Source organism: Natronolimnohabitans innermongolicus JCM 12255 (assembly GCF_000337215.1).
Taxonomy (GTDB): domain Archaea; phylum Halobacteriota; class Halobacteria; order Halobacteriales; family Natrialbaceae; genus Natronolimnohabitans; species Natronolimnohabitans innermongolicus.
On the sequence record NZ_AOHZ01000030.1, the window covers coordinates 53,588 to 71,899 of the forward strand.

At 64.9% G+C, this 18,312-nt stretch carries 18 protein-coding genes; 8 read left to right on the plus strand and 10 right to left on the minus strand.

Translation table 11 applies throughout. The features are described from left to right. Positions 1–100: 100 nt before the first annotated feature. Together C493_RS22985 and C493_RS05325 are read right to left on the minus strand one after the other, a co-directional pair. On the minus strand, positions 101–238 hold the full coding sequence (locus C493_RS22985) for a hypothetical protein (protein WP_161606882.1): 138 nt from the start codon (positions 236–238) through the stop codon (positions 101–103). 25 nt (positions 239–263) lie between these two features. Beyond that, positions 264–1,940, minus strand: a complete 1,677-nt coding sequence (locus C493_RS05325) for a class I adenylate-forming enzyme family protein (protein ID WP_049889148.1) — start codon at positions 1,938–1,940, stop codon at positions 264–266. 426 nt (positions 1,941–2,366) lie between these two features. Between C493_RS05325 and C493_RS05330 the strand changes: the two genes are divergently transcribed. Further along, entirely contained in the window at positions 2,367–3,338 is a 972-nt protein-coding gene (locus tag C493_RS05330; RefSeq protein WP_007258386.1) for an MFS transporter, read from the plus strand. A gap of 65 nt (positions 3,339–3,403) precedes the next feature. Here the strand turns inward: C493_RS05330 and C493_RS05335 are convergent, their stop codons facing one another. Beyond that, on the minus strand, positions 3,404–4,177 hold the full coding sequence (locus C493_RS05335; RefSeq protein ID WP_049889149.1) for a CPBP family intramembrane glutamic endopeptidase: 774 nt from the start codon (positions 4,175–4,177) through the stop codon (positions 3,404–3,406). A 120-nt stretch (positions 4,178–4,297) separates the two neighbouring features. Continuing rightward, positions 4,298–5,686: an adenylosuccinate lyase gene (purB, locus tag C493_RS05340; RefSeq protein WP_007258388.1), complete on the minus strand. Its 1,389-nt coding sequence runs from the start codon at positions 5,684–5,686 to the stop codon at positions 4,298–4,300. A gap of 177 nt (positions 5,687–5,863) precedes the next feature. Here purB and purH point away from each other — a divergent pair, with 177 nt between their 5' ends. Both purH and C493_RS05350 read left to right on the plus strand, forming a co-directional pair. Next, the gene (purH, locus tag C493_RS05345) at positions 5,864–7,501 is read left to right on the plus strand and encodes a bifunctional phosphoribosylaminoimidazolecarboxamide formyltransferase/IMP cyclohydrolase (RefSeq protein ID WP_007258389.1); all 1,638 of its coding nucleotides are present in this window, start codon (positions 5,864–5,866) and stop codon (positions 7,499–7,501) included. 301 nt (positions 7,502–7,802) lie between these two features. Beyond that, the gene (locus C493_RS05350) at positions 7,803–8,927 is read left to right on the plus strand and encodes a hypothetical protein (RefSeq protein ID WP_007258390.1); all 1,125 of its coding nucleotides are present in this window, start codon (positions 7,803–7,805) and stop codon (positions 8,925–8,927) included. A 115-nt stretch (positions 8,928–9,042) separates the two neighbouring features. Here the strand turns inward: C493_RS05350 and carA are convergent, their stop codons facing one another. Next, positions 9,043–10,119, minus strand: coding sequence for a glutamine-hydrolyzing carbamoyl-phosphate synthase small subunit (carA, locus tag C493_RS05355; protein ID WP_007258391.1), 1,077 nt, complete (start codon positions 10,117–10,119; stop codon positions 9,043–9,045). 102 nt (positions 10,120–10,221) lie between these two features. Here carA and C493_RS05360 point away from each other — a divergent pair, with 102 nt between their 5' ends. Then, positions 10,222–10,635 (plus strand): Lrp/AsnC family transcriptional regulator, encoded by a 414-nt coding sequence (locus tag C493_RS05360; RefSeq protein WP_007258392.1) that lies wholly within the window; start codon positions 10,222–10,224, stop codon positions 10,633–10,635. A 93-nt stretch (positions 10,636–10,728) separates the two neighbouring features. Here the strand turns inward: C493_RS05360 and C493_RS05365 are convergent, their stop codons facing one another. The 3 genes from C493_RS05365 to C493_RS05375 form a co-directional block, all read right to left on the minus strand. Further along, a complete protein-coding gene (locus tag C493_RS05365; protein ID WP_007258393.1) occupies positions 10,729–11,190 on the minus strand; it encodes a universal stress protein in 462 nt (153 codons plus the stop codon). 136 nt (positions 11,191–11,326) lie between these two features. Further along, a complete protein-coding gene (locus tag C493_RS05370) occupies positions 11,327–12,445 on the minus strand; it encodes a GNAT family N-acetyltransferase (RefSeq protein ID WP_007258394.1) in 1,119 nt (372 codons plus the stop codon). A 271-nt stretch (positions 12,446–12,716) separates the two neighbouring features. Next, positions 12,717–13,436, minus strand: a complete 720-nt coding sequence (locus C493_RS05375) for a PHP-associated domain-containing protein (protein ID WP_049889150.1) — start codon at positions 13,434–13,436, stop codon at positions 12,717–12,719. Positions 13,437–13,889: 453 nt separating this feature from the next. Between C493_RS05375 and C493_RS05385 the strand changes: the two genes are divergently transcribed. Together C493_RS05385 and C493_RS05390 are read left to right on the plus strand one after the other, a co-directional pair. Further along, positions 13,890–14,456 (plus strand): NUDIX hydrolase, encoded by a 567-nt coding sequence (locus tag C493_RS05385; protein WP_007258397.1) that lies wholly within the window; start codon positions 13,890–13,892, stop codon positions 14,454–14,456. Positions 14,457–14,603: 147 nt separating this feature from the next. Next, positions 14,604–14,921, plus strand: coding sequence for a DUF7853 family protein (locus tag C493_RS05390; RefSeq protein WP_007258398.1), 318 nt, complete (start codon positions 14,604–14,606; stop codon positions 14,919–14,921). 83 nt (positions 14,922–15,004) lie between these two features. On the opposite strand, the gene C493_RS05395 is transcribed toward C493_RS05390, so the two are convergent. After that, positions 15,005–15,313, minus strand: coding sequence for a hypothetical protein (locus C493_RS05395; protein WP_007258399.1), 309 nt, complete (start codon positions 15,311–15,313; stop codon positions 15,005–15,007). A gap of 79 nt (positions 15,314–15,392) precedes the next feature. Beyond that, a complete protein-coding gene (locus C493_RS05400) occupies positions 15,393–16,418 on the minus strand; it encodes a zinc-binding dehydrogenase (protein ID WP_007258400.1) in 1,026 nt (341 codons plus the stop codon). A 190-nt stretch (positions 16,419–16,608) separates the two neighbouring features. Between C493_RS05400 and C493_RS05405 the strand changes: the two genes are divergently transcribed. Both C493_RS05405 and C493_RS05410 read left to right on the plus strand, forming a co-directional pair. Further along, positions 16,609–17,289 (plus strand): MogA/MoaB family molybdenum cofactor biosynthesis protein, encoded by a 681-nt coding sequence (locus C493_RS05405; protein WP_007258401.1) that lies wholly within the window; start codon positions 16,609–16,611, stop codon positions 17,287–17,289. Position 17,290: 1 nt separating this feature from the next. Next, a complete protein-coding gene (locus tag C493_RS05410; protein ID WP_007258402.1) occupies positions 17,291–18,088 on the plus strand; it encodes a 5-formyltetrahydrofolate cyclo-ligase in 798 nt (265 codons plus the stop codon). The last annotated feature ends 224 nt before the right edge of the window (positions 18,089–18,312 follow it).

Genomic DNA, 18,312 nt, shown 5'->3' on the forward strand with positions numbered 1-18,312 from the left:
ACGTGGCGATCCCCAGCGCCCACGATAGCAGAGTCACCGTACTCTGTCTTCGGTCACCGTGACAGCCGCGTACGACGTCCGGATGCGTCGAGGCGGAGCGTCACCTCCGCGTTGCGGTGTACAGCAGCGCGATCAGCAGGGCGATCACCAACACGAACGATAATACGGTGACGATCTCGAGCCGTTCGACCGTGTCGACCGTTCGCCGTCGGATCAAAATCGATGTCGGTCGGTGCACCACCCGTCAGCAAGACGCTACGTCGTCACAGCTCTTCGTCGCTGGACTCGAGCGACCCCTCGAGTCGCTCTTCGACTTCCGCCTCGAGTTTGAACCGCTGGACCTTCTGGGTCGCGCTCCGCGGAAGTTCGTCGACGACGAACACCCGTCGCGGGTGGGCGTAGGTCGCGACGCGCTCGAGGGCGAACGACCGGATCTCGTCCTCTGCGAGGTCGGCGTCGGGTTCGGGGACGACGAACGCCACCGGAGCCTCGCCTTTGACTTCGTGTGGGGCGGCGACGACGGCGGCCTCGGCGATATCTGGGTGGTCGTAGAGGGCGTCCTCGATCTCGGCCGGATAGATGTTGTGTCCCCCGGCGATGATCATGTCGTCGGCGCGGTCGACCATCCAGAAGTAGCCGTCCTCGTCGACGCGGGCGATGTCCTCGGTGTAGAACCAGCCTTCGTCGTCGAAAACCGCCTCGTTCTTCTCGGGGCGATTGTAGTAGCCCTCGAACACCGTCGGGCCACGGATAGCAATCTCGCCCGTGACCTGCTCCTCGTCCTCGAAGTCGATGTCCTCGTCCGGGTATGGCTCGAGTTGCTCCGTACTGATCCGCGTCTCGCGGCTGTCGGGGTCGACGAGTCTGAGGTCTACGTTCCGGAGCACCGGGCCGATACAACCGGCGGACTTGCGAACGCCGCGAGCGGGCTCGACTGTGCCGGCGGGACCGGTCTCGGTCATCCCCCAGCCCTCGACCATCGGCACGCCCCAGGCTTCTTCGATGGTCCGACGGGTGTCGTCGGCCAGCGGCGCGGCCGCACAGATGACGTCCTCGAGCGAACTCAAATCGTAGGCCTCGGGGTTCTCCCGGTACTCCTGCCACATCATCGTAAACAGTGCGGGGACACCTGCGAAGTTAGTGACCTCCTTTTCCGAGAGCGTCTGGAGGAGCATCTGTGGGTCCGGGCGCGGCACCATGTGCATCGTCGCGCCGTTGTAGAGGAAGGTCCCCTGGATGGCGTTGAGCGCGTAGATGTGAAACAGCGGCAGGACGAGCGCGATACTGTTGTCGGGATCGACCGCGATCCCACCCTTGGCGTAGGCCTCGATCGTCGACAGCAGGTTCTCGTGGGTCAATAGAACGCCCTTCGGTTTGCCGGTCGTCCCCGAGGTGTAGGGTTGACAAACCACGTCGTCGAACGCCCGCGGGACCGTCTCGAACTCCGTAGCGGCGTCGGCAACCGCCGCGGAGTAGTCGATGACGCTGTCGTCGGTAACCGCCGAGACGTAGACGTTGGACACGCCAGCCCGCTCAGCGAGGTCCGTCGGCGGAATGATCCGTCCGTCGTCGGTGTCCATCCCACCGGCGAGCAGCGGCGAGGCGATCATGTGGTCGACGTTGCCGTCCTCGAGGACGAACTCCAGCGTGGACGGATCCATCCGAAGGTTCAGCGGCACCGGAATCGAACCGGCCTTGATCACCCCGAAGTAGGCTTCCGGAAACTGGTCGGTGTTCGGGATGTAGAGTCCGACGCGGTCGTCGGGTTCGACGCCGTTGTCGACCAGCACGTTCGCGACGCTGTTCGCTCGCGCCTCGAGATCCCGAAACGACGTTTCGGATCCCATGAACGACAGCGCCGTCTTCTCGCCGTATCGATCGGCAGCCATCGTCGGCAATGCACCCATGTGTGTCAGCCGTTCTCCGTTGTGGTACTCCATATCGCGATTGACAATAACACCCAATATGGTATAAATTATCGTTATGGATCTACCAGTTCGACACGGGAGAACTCGGATCGCCGCTCGGCGGCCAGAAGCGCCTCGGGCACAGGCAACGTCGATGTCGATGTCGACGCTGACGCTGACGTCCGTCGATCCGTCCGGCGAGCTACCACCGTGTGGAGATGTAAAGAAGCACGATCATGCCGATAATCGCCACCACGAACAGGGCAGCGGTGGCGATCTCCGGAAAGAGCAGGTCGACTATCGAATCGCTCATACGCGTCCTTGGCAGCACCCGCCCAAAGCGGTGTTGATGTCGTTTTCGGTACCGGTCCGGTTGGGCTACACCCTCGCTGCGTGGGAACGCAAACCGCCCCGATCGCACGTTTTTTGTCGGCAGTGACTAATCTACGCGACACGCACGTGTCTCCGCTCTCCGCCGCCGATACCGACGTCGTCGCCACCGCGATCGAAGCGCCAGCAGCGCTCTCGAGCCTCGAGGCGAGCCTGTCCGGCCCGCTCGGAATCGCACTCGGCTCGACCGCGCTCGCCGTGACGATCGGCGTCGTTCTCCTCGCTGCCGCCCCGACGACGGTCCGGTCGGTCAACGACGAACTCTCGCGGTCGCCGGATCGCACCCTCGCGGCCGGCTTCCTCGGCTTCTTCGGCGCGCTCGTGGTCGCCGCGGGCCCGCTGATGGCCGCGACGCTGCTCGAGCACCCGCTCGTGACCCCGTTTGCGATCCTCTCGGTTCCGGGGTTGCTGGCGTGGGGACTGCTGTGGGTCGTCGGGGGCTGTCTCGGCGCGATCGCCGTCGGCGACCGCCTCGTCCGACGGCTCGGGATCGGCGGCGAGTCGCCGTCGCTCGGCTGGGGGATCGCCGGCGGCGGCGTCGTCCTGGGTGCGAGCCAGGCGGTCCCGGTCGTCGGAGCGCTGGTCGCGATGGGCTGTGCGACCGCCGCAACCGGCGTGTTCCTGCGTCGGCGGTTCGACGTCGACGGACGGCTCTTCGACGGCCCCGAGTCCGCGCCGACTCCGACCGCGACGCCGACGCGCTCGGCGACGGCGCCGGCGCCGTCTCCCGCACGGTCGCCGGGACAGACGGCCGGCTGGGAAGCCGACCGCTCGAGACCGACGGACGGCGTGTGGGAAGAGAGCGCACAGACAGGCGACGCTCGAGCCGGCGCCGAAACGAGCACCACCCGCTGGACGGCTGACGGCGACGGTCGAACGGCCGACAGCGACGATTGGACGGTCGACGATTGGGAGTGGGAGACTGACGACAGTGGCGAGGATAAGGGGACGGATGAGAACGAGAACGAGACTAAGGACGCTCGGTCGAACGACGAGTGGACGAAACGGGGCAAGGACGGCGAGGCGGGAAACCGGCGCTGACGGGCTCGAGGGGCGAGTCGAACGCGGACGACCTCAGGCGCCGTCGAGGACGGAGAGTTCGGGTCTCAGGCGTACGTCAGGTAATTCGAGAGGTAGACCGTCGCGTTGTACAGCCCGTGGATCAACGCGGGGACGAACAGGCTGTTCGAGAGTTCGTAGAGCACGCCGAAGTAGAGTCCGAGCATTCCCACCGTCCCGAGGCTCACGAGCACGGCCCCGAAGTCGTCGCCCATGTAGACGGGCAGGTGCACGATGGCGAAGACGAACGAGGCGACAACGACCGCGACGGCCGTCGGGAACGACTCGCCCAGCCGGGACTGGATCACGCCCCGGTAGAGCAGTTCCTCGCCCGGGCCGGTCAGGAAGATGGCGATCGGAATCGCGACCAGGAACAAGACCGGATACTCGCGGTTTTCCTCGATACTCGAGTGCGTCTCGCCCTCGCCGCCGGTTCCGAACGGGTCGACGAGTTCGATGAACGCGTGGTAGCTCGTGAGGACGACGAACGCGCCGACGAGGCCGAAAACGATCCAGGCGAGGTCCCACACCGTTGGCTTTCGAATGCGAAGAAACGAGAGCGCGAACTCGAGGTCGAATCCGTTCCGACGGACGATCAGGTACGTCAGCGCGAGTCCGGCGGCGCCGACGACGTTGAACGCGACGGAGCTGCCGATCTGGAGGATCGCCGCGGCGTCGTAGCCGAGCGCGAGGGTGTGAAGTTCGACGCCGAGCGTCGCAGCGAAGCCGGTGAACCAGCCGCCGAACGCGAGGGCGAGGCAGACGGCGACGGCGCGACTCCGCGACCGGACCGACACCGCGATCGAACGTCTCGTGGACACAGACGCCGCTAGTCGTTCGTGATAGAAGTAGGTACTGACACGTCCGCGCATTCGACTCGAGACTCGAACCTGGATTCTGCCTCCCTGATAACCGGGTCGGGAGAACGAAACCCGGCGCGACTACTCGAGGTCGTCCACCAACTCGCCCGCGACGCCCGTATAGCCAGTCGGCGTCAGCGCGTGCAGTTCCTCGCGGACGTCCTCGTCGACCTCGAGGTCGTCGAACATCTCGCGGAAGTCCTCGAGCGAAACGTCCTGGCCCCGGGTCACGGCCTTGACGCGCTCGTAGGCGTCGGCCTGGCCCTCCCGGCGGAGGATGGTCTGGACGGCCTCGCCGATGATCTCGGGAGTCGACTCGAGGTCCTCGCGCATGACCCGCTCGGTGGGGACGACCTTCGACAGGCCCGCCTGCGTCTTCCCGTAGCCGATCAGGCAGTGGGCGAAGGCGGCGCCGATGTTGCGCTTGACGGTCGAGTCGGAGAGGTCCCGCTGGAGGCGGGAGGTGGTGACGTAGTCGGCGAGGAACGTGAGATCCGAGTTCGCCTTCGAGAGGTTGCCCTCGCTGTTCTCGAAGTCGATCGGGTTGACCTTGTGGGGCATCGTCGACGACCCCGTCTCGCCCTCGACGGCCTCCTGGCCGAGGTAGCGGTCGGAGACGTAGAGCCACATATCGAGATCCAGATCGAGGAGCACGTCGTTCGCGCCGCGGAAGGCGTCGAAGACGGCCGCGAGGTCGTCACACGGGTTGACCTGCGTCGTGAGCGACTCGAACTCGAGGCCCAGTTCGTCGGTGACGAACGCCTCGGCGAACGCCGACCAGTCGACGTCCGGGTAGGCGGCAACGTGGGCGGCGTAGGTCCCGGAGGCGCCGCCGAGCTTGCCGCTGAGTTCGTCGGTCGCCCGTCGGATGCGCCCCGTCGCGCGACCGAGCCGAGCGGCGTAGACGGCCATCTCCTTGCCGAACGTCGTGGGCGTCGCGGGCTGGCCGTGGGTGCGGGCGAGCATCGGGAGGTCGCGGTACTCCCTGGCCAGTTCCGCGAGCGCGTCGCGAACGTCGTAGAGTTCGGGCAGCAGCACCTCGTCGACGGCGTCCCGGACGAGCAGCCGGTGAGCGAGGTTGTTCACGTCCTCGCTGGTCAGCCCGAAGTGGATCCACGGCGAGGCATCGCTGTCGTCGTCGAGGTTGTGCCGGAGGAAGTACTCGACGGCCTTGACGTCGTGGTTGGTCGCCTCGAAGTCGGCGTAGCCCTCCGTCTCGAGCGTCTTGATCAGGCGGGCGTCCTCCTCCGCGAAGTGCTGGTAGAGCCCGCGCAGTCGCTCTCGCTCGTCGCCGTCGATCTCGAGGGGCGTCGCCTCGAGGTCGGCCAGCGCGAGCAGGTACTCGACTTCGACGCGGACGCGGGCCCGCATGAGCGCGGCCTCGCTGGCGTACGGCGACAGCGGTGCGGTCCGGTTGCTATAGCGGCCGTCTAGCGGCGAGACGGCGTACAGGGCGTCGGTATCGGTCATTGCGCGACTCTTCCGGCACGCGGTGCAAAAACGTATCGAAGTTACGGTCCGGCGAAGCCACGAGCATGCATATATTCGGCTCCCGTCTCGGAAATACTGTCGTAGTAATGCATTGTCGTGTATAACTCCGGGACCGAGACCGCAACCACTTTGCCTCTCGCGGGCGGCCCTACGCTCATGACGCGAATCGCCGGGCTGGCCGGTAACCGGGGGCGCAACCTACTGAACATCGCCGATCGAGCGCCGGGCGGGGTCGAACTCGCCGTCGTCCTGACGAACGACGCGGACGCGCCGGTCCTCGAGGCCGCCGCGGAACGTGAGATTCCGACCGAGACCGTTCCGCAGGAAGACGGAATGAGCCGCAGCGAACACGAGGAGGCCGTCCTAGAGGCCCTCGCGGAGTACGAGTTCGACCTCGTCTGTCTCGACGGCTACATGCGCATCCTCTCGGATACCTTCCTCGAGGAGGCCCCGACGACGCTCAACGTCCACCCCTCGCTGCTCCCGTCGTTCCCCGGCATGGACGCCTGGGGCGACGCGCTCGAGGCGGACGTCTCCGTGACGGGCTGTACGGTTCACGTCGTCACGGACGCGACCGACGAGGACGGCGAGGTCCTCGAGGAGGAAGTCGACGCCGGCCCGATCGTCACTCAGGAGCCGATTCCGGTCTACGAGGGCGACGACGCCGACTCGCTGAAAGAACGGGTCCTCTACGAGGGCGAGTTCCGCGCCTACCCGCGTGCGGTGAAGTGGTTCGCCGAGGGTGTGGTCGACGTCGATACGGACGCCGGCACGGTCAGCGTCGACGCCGACGTCGCTACCGTGGGCGACGACGACCACGACGGACTCCCCGCGCGTCGACTCGTCTCGAGCGACCGCGTCGACACCCTCCGCTACGGGGAAAACCCCCACCAGGACGCCGCCGTGTACGCCGACTACACCGCAGACGAGGCCAGCGTCGTCCACGCCGACCAGCTCAACGAGGGTGCGAAAGCGCTGTCGTACAACAACTACAACGACGCCGACGGGGCCCTGAACCTCATCAAGGAGTTCGACGACCCCGCCGCCGCGGTGATCAAACACACCAACCCGGCCGGCTGTGCGACCGCCGACTCCCTGTCGGCGGCCTACGAGAAGGCCCTCTCGACGGACCCGATGAGCGCCTTCGGCGGCATCGTCGCGCTCAACCGCGAGTGTGACGCCGAGACCGCCGAACTGATCATCGACTCCTTCAAGGAGGTGGTCGTCGCCCCCGGCTACACCGACGACGCCCTCGAGGTGCTCTTCGAGAAGGACAATCTCCGCGTGCTCGACGTCGGCGAGTTAGGCGAGCGCACCGAGCGCTTCACCGAGAAGCCCCTCGTCGGCGGTCGACTCGTCCAAGAGCGCGACCTGCAGTCGATTTCGGTCGACGACCTCGAGGTCGTCACCGAGCGCGAGCCGACCGAGGCGGAACTCGAGTCGATGGTGTTCGCCTGGCAGACGCTCAAGCACGTCAAATCGAACGGCATCCTCTTCGCCGACGGCACCGAGACGGTCGGTATCGGCATGGGACAGGTCTCCCGCGTCGACGCGGTCCGGCTCGCGTCCATGAAGGCCGACGAACACGCGGAGGGCAAGGACGCCGAGGGCGCCGTGATGGCGTCTGACGCCTTCTTCCCGTTCCCGGACGGCATCGAGGAGGCCGCGAAGGCGGGCATCGAGGCGGTCGTCCAGCCCGGCGGCTCGGTCAACGACGACGACGTGATCGAGGCCGCGGACGAACACGGCATGGCGATGGCGTTTACGGGGCAGCGGAGTTTTAGACACGACTGAGCAGCGCGAAGGAGTGTCTAAAGCTCGAAAGACGAGCGGAGCGAGTCTTTCGTTGTTTCCGGCACGATTGAACGGCCGCGAACGAAGTGAGCGGCTTTTTGGTCGAGAAAAAGGTCGATGCCGCGATGGCGTTTACGGGGAAGCTCGAAAGACGAACGGAACGAGGCTTTCGTTGTTTTAGACAGGATTGTTGGAAGCGATCCCGCCAGCGTTCACGCCGAGAGCACCGTCGTAGAACGCACCGATACTGGCGGTAAGACGGCCATACGACTTATGATAGTTTGATAGAAAATCACCCCTGATGCAACGAAGAGCGGTACTCGGAACGTCCGCCGCGGTCCTGGCGGCGCTGGCCGGTTGTAGCGAAACGAGCGAAGAGTCGGAAAACGGAGCCGATGACGGTGACGGAGCCGATGAGGGGGCCCACAATGGTGACGAGGAAGAGCTGACGCTCGAGACGTTCGACTATCCGGAAGGGGTAAGCGAGGACGGGTTCGACAGTGACCTAGCGAGCGTACAGGAGGCCTATCTCTCGGAAGCCGGATCGGTGACGGTGACTCGAGAGCAGACGTTCGAAATGGGCGGTCACGGAGCGGATCCCTCGGTAGAGACTGCCGAGATAGAGGGAGATCAAGCGCTACTGTCGACTGAGCAGGGGGGTACAGCCCTGGAAATATGGGTCGACTCGATGAGCGAGGAGGATCCGGTTCTCCTCCGCAGTGACGACGGGTCGAACGTCCGGTATCTGGCGAGCGAGCACCTACACGAGATCGTCGACGACGCAGACGGAATCGCCGCGCTCGACGCGATGGTGAACGCCGCATCGTTCGATGCAGCCGAACTCGATGACGACGACGATACGCCGGTCGTGGTGTTCGAGTCGGCCGAACTGACTGACGAGGAGTCGCTTCGAGACCTCGAACACTTCGACGAGTACGACGCGTTCGATGCGAGAGCCACGGTATCGACGGACGCCCTCGTCGAGTACGAGTACGAACTCGAAGGGGCGGCCGGTGATCAAATGGCGGAGTCAACCGAGACGATAACGGTCGAGGACGTCGGTGAGACCGATCTCGGGGAGCCCGAGTGGCTCGACGAAGGACTCGACGACGCAGTCGAAATGACGATCGAGCTGACGGATGACGAGTCGGCGATCGCACTGACGATGGAAGGAGGTGAAACGATCCCGGAGGGTTCGTTTGTCCACCTCCATGCTGATCGATCCCTCGACGGTATCCTCGATCAGGACGTGTCCGAGGGAGAGACGCTCTACCTCTACGGCGATGGCGAGGAACTTCGCACGGCGGTCGACGAGGAACCCGAGACAGATTCGACGTTCGACGACCAACACTTCTTTGTCTCGGTTCACCTCGAGACCGGTGCGCTCGCCTACGAGGGCGAACACATGACGTTCGGCGCACCCTGAAATCGAGTCACCGATTCCTCTGCTTTTCGGTCGAGTGCGAGACGAGGAGCACGGTTCTTCGGGCGAAGCGCTCCGTGAGGCCAGAAAACGAAGTACGAATTTCGAAATCCGCAATTCAGTCGTCCGCGGGGACGGCCGTCGAGGCTCGCTCGTCGGCCATCGCGAGCACGTCGTCGAAGAAGTCGAGGGTGTCCTCCGGGCCGGGGTTGGCCTCGGGGTGGTACTGACGGGTGATGACGTCGTGGACGACGCCGTCTAAGCCTTCGGGCGTGTCGTCGTTGACGTTGATCTGCGTGACCTCGAGGTGGTCACCGGGTTCGGCGACCGTGTAGCCGTGGTTCTGGGTGGTCATAACGACCTGTCCCGACTCGAGGTCGAGGACGGGCTGGTTGACGCCGCGGTGACCGAAGGTCATCTTCTCGGTCGAGCCGCCAAGCGCCTCGGCGACGATCTGCTGACCGAGACAGATGCCGGCGACGGGGGTGTCCTCGACGAACTCCTGGACGAGGCCGATGGCCTGCTCGTAGTTGGCGGGGTCGCCGGGACCGTTCGAAATGAACAGAATATCGGGATCGATCGCGGCGACGTCATCGGCGGCCGCGTCGTAGGGAAGGACGTGAACCGTCGCATCGCGGGCGACGAGCGAGTCGACGATCGAGCCCTTCGCACCGCAGTCGACGAGCGCGACGTCGGCGCCGTCGTTGTCCGCGCCGTAGACGGTCTCCTCGTCGACGCTGACCTGCGCGCCGATGTCGGTGTGTTCGCTCATGCCCTTGCAGGCCTCGAGTTGCTCGAGGGCGTCCTCTTCGGTGACGTCCTCACCGACGGCGATGCCACACTTCATCGCGCCCTCGTCGCGGATGTCGGTGACGATCTCGCGGGTGTCGAGGTGGTCGACGGCCGGGACGCCCTCCGATTCGAGCCACTCGGCGACGTCCGCGGTGAACTCCTTTGCCAGCGCGGCACGCGGGTGGACGCGATCGTCCTCGAACCGCTCCTCGCGGACGCCGTAGTTGCCGATCAGCGGGTAGGAGAACGTCAGGATCTGTTCCTCGTAGGATGGATCGGTCAGACTCTCCTCGTAACCCGTATACGCCGTCGTGAAAACGAGTTCGCCGCGAGCCGTTCCCGGAGCACGACCACGACCCTCGATTACGTGGCCGCCCTCGAGTGCAACGTACGCCTGTGTCATTACGATCTACGTATTGGATCGACCGGCATAAGTGTTGTCTTCGAAGCTGAGTTACGAATTTCGTAATCGGTAAATGTGAGTCACACGTACTCACGCATCTCTATGGACGAGCTGGACCGACAGATCCTCGATATTCTTCGGCGAGACGCCCGAACGCCGTATACGGAGATCGCCGACGAAGTCGAGACGAGCGAGGGGACCGTCCGCAACCGCGTCGAGCGGATGATGGACGAGGACGTCATCGAGCGCTTTACGATCTCGACGCGGACGGGCAACGTCAAGGCGATGATCGAGATCAGCGTCGCGGTCGACGTCGATACGAAGGCGGTCGCCGAGCGAATGGCCGAGTGGGAGGAGGTCGACTTCGTCTGGATGGTCTCGGGCGAACAGGACGTCGTCCTCGTCGTCGACGCCGCGGACACGCGCGGGGTCAACGGACTCATCACACAAGCACGCGATCAGGAGGAGGTCGTAAGTACGAAAACGCGGCTGATCCTCGACGAAGAACTCGGCTGACCGACCGTTTCAGACCGATCCCGACGCGGTACCGGCGACGATTCCCGTCAGTCGACACCGCACGCGTCTCGAGCGATCGCCAACGGTCGTCGGTCAGTCGTCGTGTGGCACCGCGACGACGGGACAGTCCGCGTTCAACAACAGTGACTGGGTGATACTCCCGAACAGCGCCTGGCCTAGTGGGCGCCGCTTGCGACCGCTGACGACGATGTACTCGGTGTCGTGTTCCGCGGCGTAGTTCCGAATCACTTCCGCGGCGTCGCCGACGAGCCCGACCGCCTCGTACTCTTCGAGCCCCTCGACCTGTTCGGCGGCCTCGACGGCGACGTCGGTCGCCCCGGCCTGGGCGCGCTCGACGATGAGTTCGGACGGCTTGCCGTCGTACGCGCGAAGCGCCTCCTCACCGACGTCGGTAAAGTCCTCTCGAGCGTCGACCGTCGGATCACCGACGTGAATCACGTGCAAGTCGACGCCGTAGCGATCGGCCAGTTCGTTCGCCTGTTCGATGACGGCGACCGCTCGGTCGGAGCGGTCGACCGCCGCGACGATGGTCATACGCCCTTATTGGGGAGCCGACGATTTAGAACTGCGGGCCCGCGAGACGGTCACGCGACCGAACTGACTTCAGCGCTGTCGAGTGGAGTTCGTCGAGTCGAGACACTCTGTCGGCGCCAGTGTCGAATCCAGAGTACTAAGCAGAATCTGTCGACTTGTTGTATCGGTTGTACAGCGACCGACCGGCGTCGACGACCTTCCAGGACGGGTTGGTTCCCCGCTCCCAGTAGATGTTCGGGATCAACTCGCCCCCGAACTCCTCTTTGAACTGGAACGCGCCGTCTTCGAAGTCCGCGCCGCCGCCCCCGAAGTCGTAGGTCTCGTACCCCTCGTCGATCGCCCACTGGAACAGGTAGTCGTAGAGCACCTCGGAGGCGTGATACTGGAAGTACTCGGAGGGAACGCCCGCGAAAAAGCCGTGGACGGTGTCTTGTTCGTCGTTGAGCAGTTCGAGAAAGCCGCCGGCGTACTCGCCCTCGACGTAGAGCTGGAGGAGCAGGATTCGATCCTCCATCGCCCGCAACTGTTCGAGGAACTCGAGGGGGTAGACCTTCGCGTCGATATCCTTCATGTGTCGCTCGTACTTCTCGTGGAAGCGCGAGAGTTCCTCGTGGGTCAGATCGGCTTCGACGATTTCGTGGTCGGTCTCGCGACCGCGTCGGATCGCGCGGCGCTTCGAACTCGACATGTCGTCGAACAGCTGGTCGTACCCCTTCTCCAGGTTCATCACGAAACGGCCGCCGACGCGACTCGAGTCGTAGCCTTTGGCCTCCAGATAGTCGTTGTATCGCAGGAAGTCCGTGTTCGAGGCGCGAATCTCGTGAACGATCGTGCGCCGATCGCAGAGTTCGGGTACCGCCTCGAGGATCAGCGAGAGCGAGTCGGTGACGTCGGTCGTCAGCAGCGGCCCCCCGAAGCCGGGATAGATCGACGTCAGGCGGTAGAACGGTGTCTTCGGTAGTTCGACGATGAAGTTCGGAAAGAGACCGATCGGGTTCGTATCCTTCTCGACGACGAGGTGTCTGGCCGGATGACCGAGGGCGTTCTCGATCGCCTCGAGCCACTCGTAGCGGTGGAAGACGGTCCCGTTGTCGGCGCGCTCGACGACGTCGTTCCACCGATCGCGGTCAATCGCCCGAACCGTGTTCAACACGTTCACCTCGAGACCGGAGTCGGTGTCCGCCACCGTCTGTACGGTCCCGGCGGTAGTTACCTCTCGGTTCGAGTGAATGTTGCCTGTCGCTTGTTTAGCCATCGGTCGTCTATTCGGTGACGTGCCAGCACGACGCGGTTAAGTTATTCCTGCTTACAGCCGTTTGCGGCCGTAATTATCAACGAACTCACCACTGTAGGACGCTCATAGTGACTCGCCGTGTCACGGTTCGGCTATCGACCCGTCAGCCGCAAGCGAACGCGATGTGACGAAGGAAAACGAACGGTGACGGTCGAAACGATCGACGGATGAGACTCGAAACGATTCCCGTGAAGAGAGAGGAAGCCATACTCGGACCCTGTTGTTCGACGGCTTACCCGTTCGAACGGCGCGCGTCGAGGCGATCGATCGCCGTCCTCGGCCGTGCTAGCACGTCGTCGGGGTACTTTCGCTCGTGAATCTGTCGGTAGAACTGACGGAGCAGTTCGTCGGCTGGACTGTTCTCGACGCGCGCTTCGACGCGACCGTCGCGAATCGCGTCGACGATCGACGCCGGCGTGAGCGTCTCGGCGTCGACCAGCGTGTACGCTCGTCCGGCCTCGAAGGGAAAGTGGGCGTCGCTTCCGGCGACGATCGGAACGTCGCGTTCGGCGGCGATTTGCTCGACCAGCGGTCGCGTGCGCGGGTGTTTCCCGTTGATCTCGACCGCGTCGAAGTCGACGTCGGCGAACCGCTCGCTCGCCACCTCACTGTTGCGGTAGGGGTGGGCGATGATCGCCACGCAGCCGCGGTCGTGGGCCAGTTCGACGACCTCGGCGGGCGTGTACTCGAGTGGGACCGTCTCGGTCGGCGGATCCGGGCCGATCACGAGGACGTGTCCGTGCGTGGTCGAGACTTCGATGCCGGGAATCGAGACGACGCGCGACGACGAAAACCTCGTACAGTAGTCGTGGTTCGTCGTCGCTACGCCGTCGATGCCGCGTCGCTCGAGGGCGCGAGCGACCAACCGGAATCCGAGGGGATCGAACCGGTCGCCGAGGCGGCGACGACCGTGGAAGAATCGCGTGTGCGCGTGGAGATCGACGGCGAACATATCTCAACCATCGTGAACGATGGGCTTTGTTCTTGCTACATCGTTCACGGCGCCCTCTCGGAGAACGTGGCGGCTGGTGCGTACGCCAGACGGGGCTTTTTCGCCGAGCCGGTCTGGTTCGAGATATGTCCCATGCCCCGGAAGACGGTGGGAGACGGGAGGACGGACCGAATTCTCGTCTGCAGTCGGTCGGCGACGGGTATCAAACCGATCCGGACTGATACTGCCGGACAGACCGAGTTGACGATCGGTCGCGCGACTGCGGTCGTCGCCGTCGGAGCCGACCGCGACGTCGCGACCGACTGCTCACTGACTGCTGTCCAACAGTATGGCACGGTGATAGTCGGACGGCGATCACCAGGACGTGGAAATCGGAGTCGAGAGCCGTCGCGAACGAAACGACGGGACGCGCCGAGACGATACTGGTTTGAGGATTCGCTCCGACTGTGACGTATGAGCACGCCTCGAGACGACGACCTGCACGAGAACGCCGAACAGGACGTCATCGCCGTCGACGCGGACGACACCGAACGCGAACTCGTCAACCGACTCGAGGCCCACACCGGCGACGGAATCCGCCACCGGGCGTTCACGTCGCTCGTCTTCGACGGCGAGGGGAACATCTTGCTGGCCCAGCGAGCCCCCGACAAGCGCCTCTGGGGAACCTACTGGGACGGCACCGTCGCCTCCCACCCCGTGCAGGGCCAGAGTCAAAAGGAGGCCACCCGGCAGCGACTCGAGGAAGAACTGGGGATCACGCCCGACCAGTACGGCGACCTGCGCCTAACCGACCGCTTCGAGTACAAGCGTTACTTCGAGAACGCGGGCGTCGAACACGAGGTCTGTGCCGTCCTGAAGCTGACGCTGACCGACCGCAGCCTCGAGCCCGACGAAACGGAGGTTGCCGGACTGCTGTGGGTACCCTACGAGCGGCTTCACGAGAACCCCGAGTGGTACCGCCAGCTCCGGCTCTGTCCGTGGTTCGAAATCGCCATGCGTCGCGACGTCAGCAAGCAGTAGCGGCCGGCCGAGACACCCCGCCGTCCGTCGGCACGGACGAACGCACGACCCATCGCTTTTTCGAGATATGGTAACTAGAGACAAGGTTTATAATCCACCCGTTCGTAGCCTGGCGTGAGGACCGATAACACAGGTCCGTGTGACGTAATGAGTTCCCAACCACCGGAAACCGAGACGCAGGAAGTCAGCCTCTCCAGAGACGAGCAATGGGTCGTTCATGCAACTCTCGCCGACTATATCGACTCGGCTATCGACGCCGACGAGACGCCGCCGTCGTGGACACTCGAGTTGCTCGAGGCGATCGAGGCCGGAGACGGCACCGAGGAACTCACCGACCGACAGGCGCGACGGCTCGCGGACGCGATGATCGACTATCTCGGCCGCGAAGACGCTCCCGAGCGCGATTGCGTCCACGGATCGGACGTCGTGGACCAACTCGAGGACGGACTCGAGTCGAAAGTGTAATCTGCTAACTGGCGGCTTCGAGATCCGTTCGCTCTCGTTTTTCGACGATATCGTTCTGACAACGGAGGCGCGTCTCCGGCCGCTCAGGGACGGGTCGTTCCCCAGACGGCCGCCAGTGCGAGAAACAGCGCGGGGAACAGCGGGAAGATAATCAACGCGAAGCGATAGCCGACCGCACCCGGCGGCCAGAGAGTGACGATGATCGGGGCGACGATGAACGTCAACACGATCATTCCGACGACGACCCAGCCCCGCCAGTCGAACTCGCGATCCGCTTGTTCGGGATGGATCGGTCGCTCGAGCCAGTCGTCGTCGGACGAGTCAGTCCGCTCTCCGTCGTCGTCGAACGCGGCCGGGTTGTGAACGTAGCCGCCGTCGTCACTCGAGCTCACAGACGACGGTTTCGAGGGAATGGTAAAAGCGTTCACGGTTCGACCCCACGACAGTCCGTGGGTCAGCGTGCGCGCTTGGTCAGCACTCGCTGTCGGGTCTGACGACCACCTTCCCGAACCCTTCGCGGTTTTCGATGATCTCGTGGGCCCGCGGCGTCTCGCTCATCGGCAACTCCTCCCGGATCGCCGGCTCGAACGTGCCGTCCCAGACGAGTTCCATCACGTCGTCGACCTGGTCGGGCGTCGCCATCGTCGAGCCGATGATCTCGAGTTGGTTCCAGAAGATCCGCGGAATGTCGGTCTCGGGGTTACCGCCGCCGGTTCCGCCACAGGTCACTAGCCGGCCGCCCTTGGTGAGACTCGCCAGCGAGTCCTGCCAGGTCGGCGCACCGACGTGTTCGACAACGACGTCGACGCCGCGGCCGTCGGTCTCCTCGCGGACCCAGTCCGAGAAGCTCTGCTCCTCGTAGTTACAGACGTGGTCGGCGCCGTGTTCGCGCGCGTAGTCGAGCTTCTCTTCGGTGCTGCCGGTGGCGTAGACCTCCGCGCCCGCGTAGTCGGCGATCTGGAGCGCCGCGTGGCCGACGCCGCCGCTCGCGCCCAGAACGAGCACGGACTCGCCGGCCTGGAGTTCGGCCCGCTCGATCAACATCCGCCAGGCGGTCTGGAAGACCAGACAGCTCGAACCGGCGACCGACCAGTCGACGTGCTCCGGGACGGGAATCAGGTTGTCCTCGGAGATCGCGGCGTACTCGGCGTGGATCCCGTCGACGTGCTCGCCGATGATGTGGAATCGCGGATCGAGCGTGGGGTCGTCCATCCGCAGGTCGCCGACGCCTGCCGAGAGTGCGACGCGGTCGCCCTCCTCGAAGCGCGTGACGTCTTCGCCGACCTCTTCGACGACGCCCGCGCCGTCGCTGCCCGGGATGTGGGGCATCTCGAGGTCGAGTCCGGGAATCCCGCGGCGGGTCCAGATGTCGAGGTGGTTGAGCGCCGCGGCCTTCACGTCGACCAGCACTTCGTCGCGGCTGACCTCCGGATCGGGGAGCTCGCCGTACTCGATGACGTCGGTGTCGCCGTGCTCGGTGATTTTCACAGCTTGCATAGTCGGGTATGACGGAAACTCGGGTGTTAACAGTTGGCCTACCAGCACGCTAGTCACCCAACCGGCCCAGGAAACTGACCTGATAGTTCGAGACCGGTCGCGTCGATGTGTACTGTGTTGATCAACGGTACTCGAGGAGCGCGGACGACAGGAGACCAGCGTTTACCTGCTGGCGGTCGAACGGGCCAGCATGAGTGAGACGGATGCGGACGGAGCGGCGGCCCCCCGAAACGGGACCGACGAACGGACGGAATCGAGTGCAACCGACGAGCAGACGGCGGACGGCGACCGCACCGCGGAGGGAAAATCCCTCGGGGTCGGCGTCGTCACGATCGCCACCGAACGGCGACTCGAGACCGACGCTGCGGGCGAGACGATCGCCACGGCTCTGAAGTCGGCCGATCACGAAATCGTCACGCGAGAACACATCGGCAGCGACCACGACCGCATCCAGTCGATCGTCTCGCGGATGATCGACCGCGGCGACGTCGACGTCGTACTGACGGCCGGCGCGACCAGTATCGAACCGAGCGACGTCGCGATCGAGGCCGTCGAGCCGCTGCTCGACAAACGGCTCACGGCGTTCGGCGAACTGTTCACCAGACTCGTCTACGAGGCCGTCGGCACCCGCGCCGTCGCGGCGCGAACGGTCGCCGGCGTCGCCGACGGAGTGCCGGTGTTCTGTCTCCCCGGAAACGCCGACGCGTCGCGACTCGCACTCGAGAACCTGATCCTCCCGGAGGTCGCCTACCTGATCGACCTCGCCCGGGCGGACCTCGACGGCGACAGGTGGGCGGTCGCCGGTGACGAGGACGAGAACGGAGCCGGTGACGACGGCCGAGCCGATACCGACCAGAACGGAGGCCGGTAAGATGGGGGAAGCCGACGAGAGTGACGACGTCGACGCTGTCGGCGCCGCCGACGCCGACGACAAAGCGTCGATCCGCCAGCGCGTCTGGGACGACCTGGAGGAGAGCGGCGACGCCCGATTTCCGTTCCCGCCCCACGGCCGAATCCCGAACTTCGCGGGTGCCGACGAGGCCGCACGCCGTCTCGCCGACCAACCGGAGTGGCAGGAGGCGACCACCATCAAGGCCAACCCCGACGCTCCGCAGCTACCGGTTCGCCGGCGCGCGCTTCGCGAGGGCAAAACCGTCTACATGGCCGTGCCGCGTCTCGCCGACGAGCGGTGTTTCCTGCGGCTCGATCCCGACGAACTCGAGGACTACGACGCGGCGACGACGGTTTCGGGATCGTCGAAACACGGCGTGCAGGTCGGGCCCGACGCGGTCGACGAGATCGATCTGATCGTCTCCGGGAGCGTCGCGGTGGGCGTCAATCGATCCGCGGAACCGGGAGACGACGGGGCCAACGCGTTCGGAGGCGGCCGGATCGGCAAGGGAGAGGGCTACAGCGACCTCGAGCACGCGATCCTCTACGACCTCGGGCTGATCGACGACGAGACGCCGGTCGCGACGACGATTCACGAGCGCCAGCTGATCGACGACCCCGTTCCGACCGACGACCACGACGTTCCGATGGACCTCGTCGTCACGCCCGAGCGGACGTACCGACCCGACGAGCGCGAGGGACCGACCGGCATCGACTGGGACGCGCTGTCCGAGGAGCGACTCGAAGAAATTCCGGTGTTGAAGCGGTTGCAGCCGTAGCACGGGACGACCGCGTGCCCGTGTGACCGCGATCGGTTGGACGAGAGCCGCGGCTACTGATACGTTGCAGTCGAGAGACACCGCGGCTGCGCCCGGGTGAAAACGGCGCCGAGGCGCGCGAGAACGCGCCTCGAGAATGCCACCCGCAGGGTGGATCGCAGACTGGTGCAGGTCCGGATCGGATACGGTGTGGCGGTGGTGGGGGAAGGGTGCTGTGGGTGGGG

Excerpts from the sequence above, each read along its gene's own strand:
- purH (WP_007258389.1), top strand. The coding sequence starts at position 5,864 with ATGACGCGAATCGCCGGGCTGGCCGGTAACCGGGGGCGCAACCTACTG.
- C493_RS05405 (WP_007258401.1), top strand. The coding sequence starts at position 16,609 with ATGAGTGAGACGGATGCGGACGGAGCGGCGGCCCCCCGAAACGGGACC.
- C493_RS05400 (WP_007258400.1), bottom strand. The coding sequence starts at position 16,418 with ATGCAAGCTGTGAAAATCACCGAGCACGGCGACACCGACGTCATCGAG.
- C493_RS05375 (WP_049889150.1), bottom strand. The coding sequence starts at position 13,436 with ATGTTCGCCGTCGATCTCCACGCGCACACGCGATTCTTCCACGGTCGT.
- C493_RS05365 (WP_007258393.1), bottom strand. The coding sequence starts at position 11,190 with ATGACCATCGTCGCGGCGGTCGACCGCTCCGACCGAGCGGTCGCCGTC.
- C493_RS05325 (WP_049889148.1), bottom strand. The coding sequence starts at position 1,940 with ATGGAGTACCACAACGGAGAACGGCTGACACACATGGGTGCATTGCCG.
- carA (WP_007258391.1), bottom strand. The coding sequence starts at position 10,119 with ATGACACAGGCGTACGTTGCACTCGAGGGCGGCCACGTAATCGAGGGT.
- C493_RS05410 (WP_007258402.1), top strand. The coding sequence starts at position 17,291 with ATGGGGGAAGCCGACGAGAGTGACGACGTCGACGCTGTCGGCGCCGCC.
- C493_RS05350 (WP_007258390.1), top strand. The coding sequence starts at position 7,803 with ATGCAACGAAGAGCGGTACTCGGAACGTCCGCCGCGGTCCTGGCGGCG.
- C493_RS05390 (WP_007258398.1), top strand. The coding sequence starts at position 14,604 with ATGAGTTCCCAACCACCGGAAACCGAGACGCAGGAAGTCAGCCTCTCC.
- purB (WP_007258388.1), bottom strand. The coding sequence starts at position 5,686 with ATGACCGATACCGACGCCCTGTACGCCGTCTCGCCGCTAGACGGCCGC.
- C493_RS05385 (WP_007258397.1), top strand. The coding sequence starts at position 13,890 with ATGAGCACGCCTCGAGACGACGACCTGCACGAGAACGCCGAACAGGAC.
- C493_RS05370 (WP_007258394.1), bottom strand. The coding sequence starts at position 12,445 with ATGGCTAAACAAGCGACAGGCAACATTCACTCGAACCGAGAGGTAACT.
- C493_RS05360 (WP_007258392.1), top strand. The coding sequence starts at position 10,222 with ATGGACGAGCTGGACCGACAGATCCTCGATATTCTTCGGCGAGACGCC.